At 70.3% G+C, this 14,811-nt stretch carries 15 protein-coding genes, 1 tRNA gene and 1 pseudogene; 7 read left to right on the top strand and 10 right to left on the bottom strand.

The window, feature by feature from the left end:
* Positions 1-84 precede the first annotated feature (84 nt).
* Positions 85-1,170, top strand: a complete 1,086-nt coding sequence (ald, locus tag NE358_RS13935) for an alanine dehydrogenase (protein WP_141377510.1) — start codon at positions 85-87, stop codon at positions 1,168-1,170.
* 153 nt (positions 1,171-1,323) lie between these two features.
* Here ald and NE358_RS13930 read toward each other — a convergent pair whose 3' ends face one another.
* The gene (locus NE358_RS13930; protein ID WP_103205812.1) at positions 1,324-2,007 is read right to left on the bottom strand and encodes a response regulator; all 684 of its coding nucleotides are present in this window, start codon (positions 2,005-2,007) and stop codon (positions 1,324-1,326) included.
* Complete coding sequence (locus NE358_RS13925) at positions 2,004-3,608, bottom strand: sensor histidine kinase (RefSeq protein ID WP_103205813.1); 1,605 nt, start codon at positions 3,606-3,608, stop codon at positions 2,004-2,006. The genes NE358_RS13930 and NE358_RS13925 overlap by 4 nt, the downstream gene beginning before the upstream one ends.
* A 136-nt stretch (positions 3,609-3,744) precedes the next feature.
* Here NE358_RS13925 and NE358_RS13920 point away from each other — a divergent pair, with 136 nt between their 5' ends.
* Positions 3,745-5,199, top strand: coding sequence for a cation:dicarboxylate symporter family transporter (locus NE358_RS13920; protein ID WP_103205814.1), 1,455 nt, complete (start codon positions 3,745-3,747; stop codon positions 5,197-5,199).
* Entirely contained in the window at positions 5,196-6,029 is an 834-nt protein-coding gene (locus NE358_RS13915) for an aldolase/citrate lyase family protein (RefSeq protein ID WP_141377516.1), read from the top strand. Before NE358_RS13920 ends, NE358_RS13915 begins: the two co-directional genes overlap by 4 nt.
* A gap of 147 nt (positions 6,030-6,176) precedes the next feature.
* Here NE358_RS13915 and NE358_RS13910 read toward each other — a convergent pair whose 3' ends face one another.
* From NE358_RS13910 to NE358_RS13895, 4 genes are read right to left on the bottom strand one after another with little or no spacing between them, the layout of a single operon-like run.
* Positions 6,177-6,734, bottom strand: a complete 558-nt coding sequence (locus NE358_RS13910; protein WP_289939445.1) for a DnaJ family domain-containing protein — start codon at positions 6,732-6,734, stop codon at positions 6,177-6,179.
* Positions 6,731-7,663, bottom strand: a complete 933-nt coding sequence (locus tag NE358_RS13905; protein WP_116239317.1) for an oxygenase MpaB family protein — start codon at positions 7,661-7,663, stop codon at positions 6,731-6,733. Before NE358_RS13905 ends, NE358_RS13910 begins: the two co-directional genes overlap by 4 nt.
* A gap of 46 nt (positions 7,664-7,709) precedes the next feature.
* A complete protein-coding gene (locus NE358_RS13900) occupies positions 7,710-8,240 on the bottom strand; it encodes a hypothetical protein (protein WP_103205817.1) in 531 nt (176 codons plus the stop codon).
* A 2-nt stretch (positions 8,241-8,242) separates the two neighbouring features.
* Entirely contained in the window at positions 8,243-8,653 is a 411-nt protein-coding gene (locus NE358_RS13895; RefSeq protein ID WP_103205818.1) for a DUF4383 domain-containing protein, read from the bottom strand.
* 251 nt (positions 8,654-8,904) lie between these two features.
* On the opposite strand from NE358_RS13895, the gene NE358_RS13890 reads away from it, so the two are divergent.
* Both NE358_RS13890 and NE358_RS13885 read left to right on the top strand, forming a co-directional pair.
* Positions 8,905-9,333: a YdeI/OmpD-associated family protein gene (locus NE358_RS13890; RefSeq protein ID WP_289939437.1), complete on the top strand. Its 429-nt coding sequence runs from the start codon at positions 8,905-8,907 to the stop codon at positions 9,331-9,333.
* Between the two features lie 43 nt (positions 9,334-9,376).
* On the top strand, positions 9,377-10,009 hold the full coding sequence (locus tag NE358_RS13885) for an asparagine synthase (protein WP_103205820.1): 633 nt from the start codon (positions 9,377-9,379) through the stop codon (positions 10,007-10,009).
* 136 nt (positions 10,010-10,145) lie between these two features.
* On the opposite strand, the gene NE358_RS13880 is transcribed toward NE358_RS13885, so the two are convergent.
* Positions 10,146-10,218, bottom strand: a tRNA-Arg gene (locus NE358_RS13880).
* A gap of 150 nt (positions 10,219-10,368) precedes the next feature.
* Between NE358_RS13880 and NE358_RS13875 the strand changes: the two genes are divergently transcribed.
* The gene (locus NE358_RS13875) at positions 10,369-11,865 is read left to right on the top strand and encodes an L-serine ammonia-lyase, iron-sulfur-dependent, subunit alpha (RefSeq protein ID WP_103205821.1); all 1,497 of its coding nucleotides are present in this window, start codon (positions 10,369-10,371) and stop codon (positions 11,863-11,865) included.
* Between the two features lie 17 nt (positions 11,866-11,882).
* On the opposite strand, the gene NE358_RS13870 is transcribed toward NE358_RS13875, so the two are convergent.
* The 3 genes from NE358_RS13870 to NE358_RS13860 form a co-directional block, all read right to left on the bottom strand.
* Positions 11,883-12,314 (bottom strand): MarR family winged helix-turn-helix transcriptional regulator, encoded by a 432-nt coding sequence (locus NE358_RS13870; protein ID WP_141377522.1) that lies wholly within the window; start codon positions 12,312-12,314, stop codon positions 11,883-11,885.
* Positions 12,315-12,547: 233 nt separating this feature from the next.
* Complete coding sequence (locus NE358_RS13865; protein ID WP_103205823.1) at positions 12,548-13,168, bottom strand: histidine phosphatase family protein; 621 nt, start codon at positions 13,166-13,168, stop codon at positions 12,548-12,550.
* Between the two features lie 214 nt (positions 13,169-13,382).
* The gene (locus NE358_RS13860; protein WP_289939425.1) at positions 13,383-13,877 is read right to left on the bottom strand and encodes a GNAT family N-acetyltransferase; all 495 of its coding nucleotides are present in this window, start codon (positions 13,875-13,877) and stop codon (positions 13,383-13,385) included.
* A gap of 122 nt (positions 13,878-13,999) precedes the next feature.
* Here NE358_RS13860 and NE358_RS13855 point away from each other — a divergent pair.
* Positions 14,000-14,809 (top strand): annotated as a pseudogene (locus NE358_RS13855) (Cof-type HAD-IIB family hydrolase).
* Positions 14,810-14,811 lie beyond the last annotated feature (2 nt).

Genomic DNA, 14,811 nt, shown 5'->3' with positions numbered 1-14,811 from the left:
GCCGAAGTATCTACGGGGAAACACCACGGAAACACCTTTTCCTGCGATTCTCTCCGCATCGCTCATCCGCTCGAGGAGAACCCCATGCGCGTCTCTGTGCCGTCCGAGATCAAGAACAACGAGAACCGCGTCGCGATGACGCCCGCGGGGGTCGATGCGCTCGTCCACCGCGGCCACGACGTGCTCGTGCAGGCGGGCGCGGGCGAGGGCAGCGGCTTCTCCGACGAGCAGTACCGCGCAGCCGGTGCCGAGATCATCGCCACCGCAGAAGAGACCTGGGCGCGCGCCGAGCTCCTGGTCAAGGTCAAGGAGCCGATCTCGCCCGAATACGGCTTCCTGCGCGAAGACCTCACTCTCTTCACCTACCTCCACCTCGCCGCCGATCGGCCCCTGACCGACGCGCTCGTGGCCGCGGGAACCACGGCCGTCGCCTACGAGACCGTGCAGACCGCCGATCGCGCCCTGCCGTTGCTGGCGCCGATGAGCGAGGTCGCCGGACGCCTGTCGATCATCGAGGGCGCCCACCACCTGTTGCGCGCCTCGGGCGGACGCGGGCTTCTCCCCGGTGGCGTTCCCGGTACCCCTCGTGCGAAGGTCGTCGTCATCGGCGGCGGCGTCGCGGGAGAGCACGCCGCGGCCAACGCCCTGGGTCTCGGGGCCCGTGTGACGGTCGTCGACATCTCCCTGCCCAAGCTCCGCCAGCTCGAGGAGCGCTTCGGCGGCGCGATCGAGACGCGCGCCTCGACCCGCCTCGAGATCGCCGAGCAGCTCGCCGACGCCGACCTCGTCATCGGATCGGTGCTCATTCCGGGGGCCGCTGCCCCCAAGCTCGTCACCGATGACATGGTCGCGGCGATGAAGCCCGGCTCGGTGCTCGTCGACATCGCGATCGACCAGGGCGGCTGCTTCGAGGGCTCGCGTCCCACGACCCACGACGACCCCACGTTCCGCGTGCACGAGTCGCTGTACTACTGCGTCGCGAACATGCCCGGCGCGGTGCCGCACACCTCGACCCGAGCCCTCTCGAACGCCACCCTGCCCTACATCACGCGCATCGCCGACCAGGGATGGGAGGCCGCGGCATCCGCCGATCCCGCCCTGGCCAAGGGCCTGAACGTGCGCGCCGGTGTCGTGGTGAACGAGGGCGTCCGCGCCGCGTTCTCCCTGTAGCCGCGGCCACGTCGCTGCCGCGGGCTCGCCCCTCGCGTGAGCGTCCAAAACACCCGGACGCTTTTCGGAAACGTCCGGGTGTTTTGGACACTCAAAGGGCAGTACGACGCCCGGGGTGAGCGGTGAGCAGCACGCAGCCTCGACGGCCGGGCTCTACGCGCGCACCCAGGCGTAGGTGATCTCGGGGCGGCCCGGGCCGCCGTAGCGGGGGACGCGGCGCACGCGGCCCACGTCGGCGAGGTGCTCGAGATAGCGGCGGGCGGTCACGCGCGACATCCCCTCGCTCTCGCCGACCTCGGTCGACGACACGGCTCCTGCGGCGGTGCGCACGTGCTCGGCGACGGCCTGCAGCGTCTCATCGCTGAGACCCTTCGGAAGGGCGGGCGCCGTCACCGCGCGCAGCGACCCGAGCAGAGCGTCGACCTCGGACTGGGTGGCCTCGCCCGCAGCGCGGTCCAGCCCCTCCACATAGGAGCGGTAGGCCTCGAGACGCTCGCGGAACGCCGCGAACGCGAACGGCTTGATCAGATACTGCACGACCCCGATCGACACGGCCGCTCGTACCGTCGCGGCATCGCGCACCGCGGTCACGGCGATGATGTCCACGCGCGATCCCGTCGCACGCAGGCGCCGCGCCACGTCGAGTCCGGACCCGTCGGGCATGGTCATGTCGAGCAGGACGAGGTCGATCTCGCGATCCGGGTCGGCCAGGGCCGTGACCGCCGCGCGGGCACCGGAGGCGAGGCCGGCGACCTCGAACCCCGGCACGCGCTCGACGTAGGCGCGGTGCAGCTCGAGGGCGAGGGCGTCGTCGTCGACGACCAGCACGCGGATCACGGAACCACCTCCGAGATCGCGGCGGGGAGGAAGACGCGCACGGTCGTGGGGTCTTGGGCGATCTGCAAGGTTCCGCCGTGCGCCGCGACGATATCGCGCACGAGGGCGAGACCGACGCCCCGACCGCCGGGGGAGTGCGCGGGCTTGGTCGAGGCGCCGAAGGCGAAGGGGTCGGCGAGCGCGGGGTCGAAGCCGGTGCCGCTGTCGGACACCTCGACCACCACATCGCCACCGCCCTCGCGGAGCACCGCGCGCACCCAGCGGGGTTCCGCCCCGGTCGCGGCGGCATCCAGGGCGTTGTCGACGAGGTTTCCGACAACCGTCACCGCCTCGGCCGCGGCGAGGGGGAGAGCGGGGGTGGGCTCGGCGACGTCGAGGTCGAGACGCACGCCGCGCTCGGCCGCCTCGTCGAGCTTGCCGAGCAGCAGAGCCACGACGACGGCGTCGTCGTCGTCCGAGACCAGGCGGTCGGCCAGTTCCTGGCGGTCACCGGTCGAGGCCACGATCAGGCGGCGGGCCTCGTCGATGCGCCCGAGCTCGAGCAGGGCCAGCAGCGCGTGCAGGCGGTTGCCGTGCTCGTGGGTCTGCGAGCGCAGGGTGTCGCTCAGGGTGCGGACGCCCTCGAGTTCGCCGAGCAGTGCCTGCAGCTCCGACCGGTCGCGCAGGGTCATGACGCGACCGCGTTCGGGGGCGCGTCGTCCCGCCAGATCGCGCGCTTCCTCCTGATTGACCAGCAGGACCCGCTCCCCGTTGACCACGGTCTCCTCGACCATGCGCCGACCGCTTGCGATCGCCTCGGCGAGGCCGGCATCCATGTCGATGTCGCGAGGGTCGAGCGATACCTGCCCCGAGGTGGCCGGGGGCAGTCCCAGCAGGTCGGCGGCCTCGTCGTTGTAGAGCACGATCTGCCCCGAGCGGTCGGTCACGACGAGACCCTCGCGCAGCGAGTGCAGCACCGTCTCGTAGCTCTCGACGAGGCGCGACAGCTCGGCGGGCGTGTACGAGCCGGTCACGCGTCGCGCACTCCGTCGGACGTAGACAGCGCCCAGCACGCCCAGGCCGACGATGGCGGCGGATGCCAGGACGATCAGCGGTGCGCGAGCGGCGAGATCCTGCTGGACCGCGCCGAGCGTGACCCCCACGGCGACGAGACCCACGATGTCGCCGCTCTCGTCGCCTCCGTCGCGGATCGGCGCGATCGTGCGCACCGAGGGGCCCAGGGTGCCGTCGTAAACCTCGGTGAAGGTCTGTCCGGCCAGCGCCTCGGCGCGAGACCCGAGGTACTGGTCGCCGATCTCGGAGCGGTTGCGGTGCGTGAGGCGGATGCCGTCGGGCGTCATGATCGTGACGAACGACAGGTCGGCGTCGGGGAGGATCTGTTCGACCATCGGCTGCAGGGCGTCCGAGTCGCGCAGCGAGACGAGAGCGGCGACGTCGGGTTCGTGCGCGAGCGTCTCGGCCACAGAGCGGGTGACCTTCTCGGCCTCGCGCCTGCCGGAGTCGCTCAACTGCACCGACAGCAGCGCCGCCAGGACGCCCGCGACGAGCACGACGACGCCCAGGGATACCAACGCCAGCCGACCACCCACGCTCAGTCTCATCACCCCGCCCTTCGTCGCGCCTGCCGTGAACAATACGACCACAAATCGCCCGCAGGTCCCGCGTCGACCACAGTCGTCACATCAACCGGCGCCCCCGCCGGACTCAACGAAGGCGTTAGAAAAGGGGAAGTCGCTCATGGCACTCTCACTCCGCACCACACGCGACGGCCGGCCGCGTAAGAAGATCGACCGCAATCACTGGCTCTACATCTCCGTCATCGTCGCGGTGGTGGCCGGTGTCATCGTGGGCCTCGTCGCGCCGCAGTTCGCCACCGCTCTCGAGCCCATCGGCAAGGGCTTCGTCAGCCTCATCAAGATGATGATCGCCCCGGTGATCTTCTGCACGATCGTCGTGGGCATCGGCTCGATCGCGAAGGCCTCCACGGTCGGCAAGATCGGCGGCCTGGCGATGGTCTACTTCCTCGTCATGTCGTCGTTCGCCCTGATCATCGGCCTGGTCGTCGGCAACATCATCCACCCGGGTGAGGGACTGAACATCGCGGGCGCCCAGTACGACGCCCCCGCGGCCGAGGCGACCTCCACCCAGGAGTTCATCCTGGGCATCATCCCCACCACGTTCTTCTCCGCCTTCACCGGCGGCAGCATCCTCCAGGTGCTGTTCATCGCCCTGCTCGTCGGCTTCGCCCTGCAGGGCATGGGCGAGCGCGGCGCGCGCATGGTCGAGGGCATCCGCAACTTCCAGGTGCTCGTCTTCCGCATCCTCGGCATGATCCTGTGGCTCGCGCCCATCGGCGCCTTCGGCGCGATCGCCGCGGTCGTCGGCAAGACCGGGTTCCAGGCCGTGATCAGCCTCGGCATCCTGATGGGCGCCTTCTACATCACGTGCTTCCTCTTCATCGCCGTGGTGCTCGGCACGCTGCTGTACGTCGTGACCCGCGTCAACATCTTCACGCTGATGAAGTACCTGGGCCGCGAGTACCTGCTCATCGTCGGCACCTCGTCGTCCGAGGCCGCTCTTCCCCGTCTCATCGCCAAGATGGAGCACCTCGGTGTCTCGAAGCCCGTGGTGGGCATCACGGTCCCCACCGGGTACTCGTTCAACCTCGACGGCACGGCGATCTACCTCACGATGGCCTCGCTGTTCATCGCCACCGCGATGGGCTCGCCCATGTCGATCGGTGAGCAGATCGGTCTGATGATCTTCATGATCATCGCCTCCAAGGGCGCCGCAGGTGTCACCGGTGCCGGTCTCGCCACCCTCGCCGGTGGTCTGTCGGCCTATCGCCCCGACCTGGTCGACGGCGTCGGCGTCATCGTCGGTATCGACCGCTTCATGTCCGAGGCCCGCGCCGTGACCAACTTCACCGGCAACGCCGTGGCCACGATGCTCATCGGTGTCTGGACGAAGGAGTACGACGGTCAGCGTGTCCGCGACGTCCTCGCCGGCAACATCCCCTTCGACGAGACGCTGCTGACCGGCCACGACCACTCGGCGACGCCCGCAGCGGATGCCAAGGAACAGGCGTCGGCACAGGCGGGTACCGGCCCCGCCGCGACCGTCGACACGCAGTCGCTCGACGCCTTCCGCGCGCAGGCGGAGGCCGAGGCCGCCGCACGGGGCCGCTCGTGACCCTCACGCACAACACCTCGGCGGGGGCGGCTTCGGCCGTCCCCGCCCCGGCGCGCGTCGACCTCGCGCGCACGTGGATGCTCCGCTCGCCCCTCGCGGGCGGACTCGAGACCGCGGCCGATGTCCTCGTCCTCGATCTCGAAGACGGCTTGCCCTCCGGACGCAAGGCCGAGGGACGTGACCGCGCTCGCCGGGCGGCCGCTGAGGCACCCGTGTGGTTGCGCATCAGCGCTGCCGGAACGAGCGACGGAGAAGCCGATCTCGCACTCGGTCGCGACCTCGACGACCGCCTCGCCGGCGTCGTCCTGGCGATGTGCGCGAGTGCCGACGACGTGGCTCACGTCGCGGCATCCCTCCCCTCCGGCGTCCCGATCGTCGCCATGGTCGAGTCGGCCGCGGCGCTTTTGGCCGCCCCTGCCATCGCCGCCCACCCCGCGACCCGTCGCCTCGCTTTCGGTACCGGCGATTTCCGCCGCGACACCGGGATGGCCGCCGATCGCATCGCACTGTCGTGGCCGCGCGCACAGCTCGTCGTCGCTTCCGCTGCGGCAGGGATCGCCGGGCCGATCGACGGCCCGTGCGGTCCGGTCGATCAGGCGCGGGATGCCGCCCTGCACGCCGTCGCGATGGGCTTCACCGGAACGCTCGCGCTGCGGGATGCCGCCGTCTCCGGCGCCCATGCCGGGTTCACGCCCGCGCCCGCAGAGGTGGAGGCGGCTCGGTCCCTGCTGTCGACGACGCCCGACGGCCCGGTCGACGGCTCGTACGCGCCGACGCTGGCTCGCGCGCGAGCGCTGGTCGAGCGCGCGGAGGCGCTGGCGGCGCTCTGACGGTGGGCGGGCCCGCGCTCGTCCTTCCTGCTCTGCGCCCCGCGAGATTGCACGGTCCTCTCGAGATGTCGCGATACGAGCGCAGGAACGCGTGAACTCGCTCCGATCGGGGGATCTCCATGCCCGCCGCGGCCGAGCGGACACCGGTCAGGCGCGCCGGAACCACCGCCGCCGCCGCGTCGGCGCGGCCACCGCGGCGGCATCCGCACGCGCCCGACGCCTTTCGATCCACGCCTCCACCTCGGCATCCACGTCCACCGTCGGCGTCACCACCGGAGGGCCGCCCTGAAGCTGCCGCCGTGCCTCGATCACACGGCGGTTGAAGTCCTCGACCGCCTCGCGCACCTCGGATTCGCGGGCGATGGTATCCAGCCGTTCGGCCATCTCTCTGTGCTCGACGCGCAGGGTCAGCGCGGGAGGACCGAGACCGGTCAGCTGCTCGGTCTCGATCTTGCGGCGGATCCACCAGTCGGGATCGTGGGAGCCGCCGAGGTCGGGCAGGGGCTTGCCCGCGCCGGGGAGGTTGTCGAACTCGCCGCGGCGGATCGCCTGCTGGATCGAGGTCTCGACGAAGGCGGCGCGCTCCTCGGCGGTCGAGCCCCGCGCGGGCCCCTCGGGTTCTGCGGGTTCGGGTTCGAGGCCGGCGTCGCGGAGCTGCCGGTCGAGCCGATATCGCTCGGCCGCCTGGCGGGCGTCGTCGTTCACGCGGCCTCCCGTCCCTCACGCTCCAGCCGGGCCAGTCGCAGCCGCGCCATGTCCTGGGCGCGCGGACCGGAGCCCAGCGCGCGCTCGGTGACGCGCAGGATCAGCCGCGTGAGCGTCAGCACAGGAAGCGGCCACCGCCGCACCCCGAGCATCTTCCGGTAGCGACGGGGGATGGTCGCGACCGCGGCGGCGAAGAGCACGCGATACGACAGGCCCATCACGCCGGGGAACGGCGGCTTGCGCAGGAATCGCACGACGTCGGCGACGCGCTCGTCGCCGCGCAGCTCGCCGCGGTCGGCGAAGCCGTCGATCTCGGCCCGCAGGGCGTCACGCGTGAGGGGAGGGTCGACGACCCGCATGAGCCGGCCCGCGGTCGCCCAGTCGGCGACGTAGGCGTCGGGCCCCCCGGGGATGGCCGTGCGCGACACCTCGTGCCCGGCGAGGAACGCATCGGTGAAGGCGAGGTGCACCCAGCGCACGAGGTCGGTCGCGTCGGCGGTGTACGCGCGCTCGCTCCCGTCGCCGCCGACGTACTCGCCCTTCACCCGGCGGTGGAATCTCGCGACCCGCGCGGTCTCGGCATCCGCCTGCGTCCGCGAGCCGTACGTGAGCGTGATGACCCACCGGACGGTACCGGTGAGCCGGCCGATCGGATCCTCGCGATAGCGCGACCAGTCGTGCACGCCGGCGAGAGCGCCCGGGTGCAGGGCTTGGAGGAGCAGAGCCCGGATGCCGGCCACCAGCGTGCCCATTCCGGCGTGCACGGTCCACGCGGGGCCGTTCTCGACGAAGTAGCCGGTGTCGTCTCCGTCGGCGATGGCGCGGACGTACGGCGCCATGCCGGTGGGATCCCCCGCCAGGGCGACGAGGATCTTGCCGCGCAGCGACGAGATCCATCCGGGAACGGAAGAAGAGGGGGCGATCGTCACTCTTCCAGCGTGCCACCGTCTGAGCGGGTGGGCCCCGGGAAAGTGCTCAGTGTCCCTCGTGGGAGATGACGGGGACGGTGCCGTCGTCGCGCAGCAGCACGGCGTTCTGCGTCGCCCCGAGAGCGGGGGTGACGACCACGGCGATGACGGCGGCGGCGACGAGGAGTCCGATGACGCTCATCGGCTGAGCGGTGCGCGTCGCACCGGGGCCGCGGCTCGCGCGACGAAGGTGGACGGCAGCGGTGGCTCCCACGACGACGAGCAGAGCGGATGCCGCAGCGACGCCGAGGATGCTCGTGTGCGCCGGTGCGGCGAACATCAGGGCCGTCGTGAGCGCGAGAGCGGCGAGGGCGCCCGCCAGAGCGGTGCGCGGGACCACGAGTCGCCCCGCCGACAGGGTGGCCGCTCCCCAGGTGAGGGAGGCGAGGCCGAGAATCACCATCCCGATTCCGAGGCCGCTTGCGACGGCCCCGGAATCGGGACGGATGACGGCACCCGCGCCGAGGGCGGCGGTGATGAGACCGGCCCCCCACGCGGATACGGAGGGCCACGACCTCACGAAGGTCGCAGCAGTCATGCTCAGACCGCCGCGGTACGCGGGACGTTGCGCTCGGTGCCGAGGCCGACACCCAGCAGCACGACGGCGCTGGCGAGGTGGAGGAAGTGGTCGGGCACGTTCAGCGCGAGGATGTTCGCGGCGGTGCCGACCAGGAAGAAGCCCACGATACCGAGGAGCAGGTAGACAGCACCGACGGTCGTGTTGACGCCCTTGGCGGCGCGAGCGTTGGCCAGACCGGCGACCAGCAGCGCGGCACCGATCAGAAGGTGGGCGATGTTGTGCAGCGGGTTGACCTCGAAGATGCCGAGGAGCAGTCCGCCCTGTGTCGCGATGAAACCGACCCCGCCGGTGACGGCGAAGCCGAGCAGACCGACGAGCAGGTAGACAGCGCCGAAGACGGTGGCCACGAGACGGTTGGGTGACGAGCTCATGATGAACCTCCCAGATTGTTGGCAGCGACCGTCCGGTCGCTTCACCACATCTTCGGAGACAATGCTCAATTCGGATTGGGCTTTGCGCGCACCGGTTATGTCCGCTATGAGCGCGGAAACGACAGAAGGCCCCCGAGTACTCTCCGAGGCCCTCCGCAACAGAAGAGACGATAGACAGACCCCCCGTGCGGGCGGAGGGGATTGCATTTCGGCTGCTGGTCACATAGTCGGTTGTCTGCCACACTCTCGCCATGCGTTTCGAGACGACCCTGCTGCAGATGGGCAACAACACGGGGATCGCGGTACCGCCCGAGGTGATCGACGGTCTGGGCGGCGGGAAGCGTGCCGCTGTCGTCGTCGACGTGAACGGGTTCACCTTCCCCAGCACGATCGGAGCGATGGGTGGGAAATCGCTCATCCCCTTCTCCGCCGATAAACGCGCCGCCACGGGATTGTCGGGAGGGGATGCCATCTCCGTCGAGCTCACCCTCGACACGGTGCCCCGCACGGTGGAGGTGCCCGACGACCTGGCCGCGGCCCTCGGCTCCGCGGGCGTGCGCGAGGCGTTCGACGCACTCTCGCCGAGCGCGCGTAAGGCGCACGTGACGAACGTCGCTGCAGCGAAGACCGCCGACACCCGCACCCGTCGCATCGAAACCGTCGTGGCGAAGCTCACCTGAGCGGCCGATGCGCCCCGGGCGATAGCCTGGACGGGGAGGTCACGTGGGGCGCACGAAGGAGGCCATCGCCGAGGGACTGTCGATCGCGACAGCCGCGGCGCGGCTCGCCGTGCGCAACCGGATCCTCGTCGACACGATCGCTCGCGGTGGTCAGTTCGACGGCGAGGTCTTCGCCGAGTTGGCGCGTGAGACGCTGCGTTCTCTCGCCGACGAGCAGGACCAGGCGGCCGAGCGCGTGACGCATCAGCGCAAGCGCGCCTGGGGCCGGTTCTCCGACTCGTCGGGCACCCACGATTACCGCGACCGCGACACGCGCAACCTTCGTCGTCGCGCGAAGCAGTCCCGCGGCGTCGCGAAAGAACTGCGTGCGCTCGCCGACGATCCCGAGCGGGTGAAGGCGCTGGTCGGCGATGCGCGGATCGCCGCCTGGGGTGATGTCGAGGCGAACCTCAGCCAACGACTCGACGTCGAGGGCATGACGGCGGATGCCGATCCCGAGTACGCCCAGATGCGCAAGGCGCGCATGGACGCCCTTCGCATGGTCGACCTCGCCCGCCTCGCCTCGCAGGCGAAGCGCCGGGCGAAGGATCGCGCCGCTGCAGACGAGGCGAAGGAGCCGAGCGACGCAGCCGAATCGGGCAAGAGCGGCAAGAAGAAGAAATCCACCGCGCGCTGACCCCGTTCCCGCGCGCGGCACACCCGGACGAGGCCTGAGGGCTCGTGGCTCGGCCGGGGTCTCGGCACCCGGGCAGAGAAAAAGCCCCGGCGGAGTTTCCTCACGCCAGGGCTTCTCTTACTGTCTCAACACAGTGTGCGCCCGAAGGGACTCGAACCCCTAACCTTCTGATCCGTAGTCAGATGCTCTATCCATTGAGCTACGGGCGCAGGGCCTCCGCGCGAAACGGCGCGCAGGCCGTGGTCCAGCATAGCCGGGGCCGACGGAGACGTCTAATCGGCCCGGAACGGCGTGCATCCCGGGCGTGGCGCGGTGGTGGCGACCAGGTGTCTTGACGGGGCGCGACGTACGCTGGCCGCATGAGCGCATACACCTCCGCGTTCGAGTTGTTCTCCATTGGGATCGGACCCTCGAGCTCCCACACCGTCGGCCCCATGAAGGCCGCCCTCCACTTCGTCGCGCGACTCGAGGACGACGGCGTCCTCGACACGGTGGCATCCGTCTCGTGCGCCCTCTACGGCTCGCTCGGTGCGACAGGTATCGGCCACGGCACCCCCGACGCGGTCGTGGCGGGTCTGCAGGGTCTCGATCCCGAGACCGTCGATCCGGATGCCGTCCGGCGGGCGTGGTCGGATTGGCCCGAGGGGCAGAGCCTGGCGCTCGCGGGCCGGCACGGGATCCCGTTCCGCAAGACCGACATCGTTCTCGAGCCACGCACGCGCCTGCCCGGCCACCCGAACGCGATGACGCTCATCGCCCGCGACAGCGAGGGAGCTGTCGTCGCGGAGGACACGTTCTACTCGATCGGCGGCGGCTTCATCCGCCGCGAGGGCGAGCCGGCGCGCGTGGCCGCAGCGCCGGTGCCGCTCGACTTCGACGACGCGGCGACCCTGATCGAGCTGTGTGACGAGCGCGGCATCACGATCGCCGAGGCGGCGCGCCTGAACGAGGCCGCACTCCGCTCGGACGAAGAGATCGCGGCGGGTCTGGACCGCATCTGGGACGCCATGGCGGCGTGTGTGACTGCGGGGCTCGAGAACGACGGCGTGCTCCCCGGCATCCTGAAAGTGAAACGGCGAGCCGCGGTCATTCGAGGGCAGCTGGATGCCATAGAGGCCGAGGGGCACCGGGAACTTCCGGGGGAGTGGCTCGGCGCCTTCGCCCTCGCGGTCAACGAGGAGAACGCCGCCGGTGGGCGCGTCGTCACGGCGCCCACGAACGGCGCGGCGGGCATCCTGCCCGCGGTGGCGATGTACTGGTGGCGGTTCCTGGCCGACTCGGGTCTCGGCGCCGGCAACGCTGTCACGCCCTACGGCGAGCTCGTGGGCAGTGCACTGCTCGGCTACGACGGACACGCGGTGACGCGCGGCGAAGTGGCGGGATGGGACGACGGTGACGTGGCCGAGGCCAACCGCCGACGCGGTATCCGCCGGTTCCTCCTCACCGCGACGGCGCTGGGGTCGCTCTTCAAGGCCAACGCGTCGATCTCCGGCGCCGAGGGCGGGTGCCAGGCGGAGGTCGGCTCGGCGTGCGCGATGGCCGCCGGGGGCCTCACCGCGGTGATGGGCGGAACGAACCGGCAGATCGAGAACGCCGCCGAGATCGCGATGGAGCATCACCTCGGGCTCACGTGCGACCCGGTGGGCGGCCTCGTGCAGATCCCCTGCATCGAGCGCAACGCGATCGCCGCATCCACGGCCGTGACGGCGGCGCGGCTCGCGCTGCGGGGCGACGGGTCGCACTATGTGTCGCTGGATGCCGTGGTCGAGACGATGCGTCAGACCGGTATCGACATGTCGACGAAGTACAAGGAGACCAGCGAGGGCGGTCTCGCGGTGAACGTCATCGAGTGCTGAAGTGCACCGACCGGGGGTCAGTCCCGTCCGCGCAGCTTCGCGGTGAGCACGTGGAGCTGCGCGAGCTCGTCGTTGTCGAGACGGGCCATGCGCTCGGCGATCGAGCGGCCGTGCGCGGCGGCGAGGCGGCGGAACATGACGGCGCCGTTCTCGGTGGCGGTCACCAGCGAGCCGCGCCCGTCTTCGGGGTCGGCGCACTTGGTCAGCAGCCCCCGGGAGACCATGCGCTCGACCAGGCGCGAGACGCTCGGCTGGCTGATGAGCATGTTGCCGGTCACGTCGCGCAAGCGCGCCGTCATGCGAGGCGCCCGCGTGACGGTGAGGAGCACGTCGTACTCCGCCTGGGTCAACTCGGTGCTGTCGAAATCCGACCGGATGTCTTCGAAGACTTCGTGCTGAGCGCGGAAGAGGCTCTCCCAGGCCTGCACGGCGAGACGGCGATCGGTCATACGTTCAGCGTAGAGCCGTCGGCAACCCGTTCGTCCCGCGTGTGACGCAAGAGTAAGGGCCGGTCGGAGAGGCTTCCGACCGGCCCTTGTCCCTGCACCAAGAGTGTCCTGCAATCACATGTCGGTAGCTGCCACAGCAAAACAACTACCGTGCTTGCACTCTATAACGGTGAGGTAACGGAGGGGAAGAGGCTGCCGTTATATTTTCGTGATCTCTTTCGACCGGGCTGATGTCAGCGCCCGCGCACGTGGTTCCACTGCGTGATGACCTCGGAGCCGTGCTCGAAGCCGAGCTCGCTGACCGCGGAAGTGCCCAACACGAAGTACCGGCCGCCCGCGGCCGTCAGACCCAGCCACGCGCCCGCGAGGGCGCGCAGGAAGTGCGAGTGGGAGAACACCAGCACCTGTTCTCCCGCGCGCACGCGCGGGCGGAGGTCGTCGAGGAGGGATTCGGCGCGAGCCGTGACCTGCTCCACCGTTTCGCCCGGGGTGGCCCCGGCGGGGGCGCCCGCTTGCCAGATCGTCCACGGGCGGCCGAGCTGCTCGACGATCTCGGGCGTGGTCAAGCCCTCGTACGCGCCGTAATCCCACTCGACGAGGCGCGGCTCCGGCTGCGCGCCGGGGTACCCCGCGCGACGGGCGGTCTCGACGGCGCGCTCCAGGGGGCTCGTGAGCACGAGGTCGTAATGGCGGGTCGCCAGGAGGGTACCCGCGAGCTCGGCCTTGTAGGCGCCCGTCTCGGTGAGGGGGATGTCGGTGAGTCCCGTGTGCTTGCCCGTGCGGCTCCACTCGGTCTCGCCGTGGCGCACGAGCACGAGGCGTCCGTCGGGTTCGGTCAGGTCGTCGTCCTTCACGTCTTCATCCTGCCTTGTGAGCGCCGACGCAGGGGCGACGGCGGGCACGGAACGGACGAAGGGCCGGTCGGGAGATTCCCGACCGGCCCTTTCCTGCACCAGAGTGTCCTGCAATCACATGTCGGCAGCTGCCACAGCAAAACAACTACCGTGCGAGCACTCTATAACGGTGAGGTAACGGTGCGGAAGAGGTGTCGCAGCGTTCTTCTCTGTTTCATAGGTTGCGTCCGTGGTCAGGCCTTCCGTCGGACTCCCCTCGAGCCAGTGCGCGGGACCATGCCACCTCACGGTCCAGCTGGCCCGTGCTCGAGAACAGGCGCACCTGATGGGTGTCCGCCAGCGCCGCAGCCAGGTCGTCGCGATCGGCGGGGACGAAGCCCAGGCTCCTCCAGAACGGCCCCGAGCGCCGACTGAACAACCACGCCCGCGACGCGCCCTCGTCGGCGGCCCGCGCAAGAGCGAAGCGCGCCAGCCCGGTCCCGCGCCCCCGAGAACGTGCGTGCGGGCTGACGGCGACGCTGCGGATCAGGGCGTGGCGGCCGTCGCCGCTCAGTTCGTACCCGGTGCTTCCCGTCACCGTCCCCGTGGCGTCGCGCTCGATCCAGAGCCGCACCGTCGGTGCATCCAGGCCGCTCAGGGTGAGGTCGACGGCAGCGAGAAAGTCGGTCAATGCGTCGACGTCCGTCGGTCGACACCGCTCGAGGCTCATTCCTCGAGTCAATCAGCACCGCCTGCTCACCCGTGTGTCATCCCCGTGTCGGGACCCACCTCGAGCCCCACGTCGGGCGCCTCGGGCCCGGACGTCGGTGAGCCGCCTGCGAGGATGGAACCGTGCCCCACGACATCCGCCTCATCGCCGTTGACATGGACGGCACCCTCCTCGACGGTGAGGGGAACATCCCCGCACCACTCTGGACGCTCCTGCCGCGCCTGGCGGAGCGCGGGGTCGCCTTCGTGCCGGCTTCGGGGCGACAGCTCGCCACACTGCAGCGCTCGTTCGGCGACGCAGCCGGTGAGATGACGTTCATCGCCGAGAACGGTGCCTACGTCGTGAGCAAGGGCGTCGAGGTGTCATCCGACAGCATCGACCGCGTCGTCGTCGAGCGCGTCATCCGGCACCTTCGCGACCTGGGTCAGCGGGGGTACGACCTGGGTGTCGTGCTGTGCGGGAAGCGTTCGGCGTACATCGAGCGCACAGACGATGCCTTCCGTGCCGAGGCCGACGCGTACTACGCGGCCCTCGAAGCCGTGGACGACGTGCTCGCGGTCGACGACGACGTTCTCAAGATCGCGATCTACGACTTCGCCGTCGCCGAGCACAGCGTCGCGCCCGCCCTCGACGAGATCGCCCGTACGCACCGCGTCGTGGTGTCGGGGCGCCACTGGGTCGACATCATGAACGTCGACGTCGACAAGGGCGCGGCCCTTCGCCGCCTTCAGAAGGCCCTCGGCCTCACGTCGGCGTAGACGGCGGCGTTCGGCGACTACCTCAACGATCTCGAGATGCTGGATGCCGCGGACTGGTCGTACGCGATGCGTGAAGCCCATCCCGAGGTCGTCGCGCGCGCCCGATACCGTGCCCCCTCCCACCTCGACCACGGCGTGCTGACGACCATCGACGAGTTGTTCCCCGACGCCTGAGC

The sequence above is a fragment of the Sphingomonas sp. G5 genome (assembly GCF_052660795.1).
The sequence above is the reverse complement of the archived record's forward strand: the minus strand, read 5'-3'. Positions and strand labels throughout refer to the sequence as shown.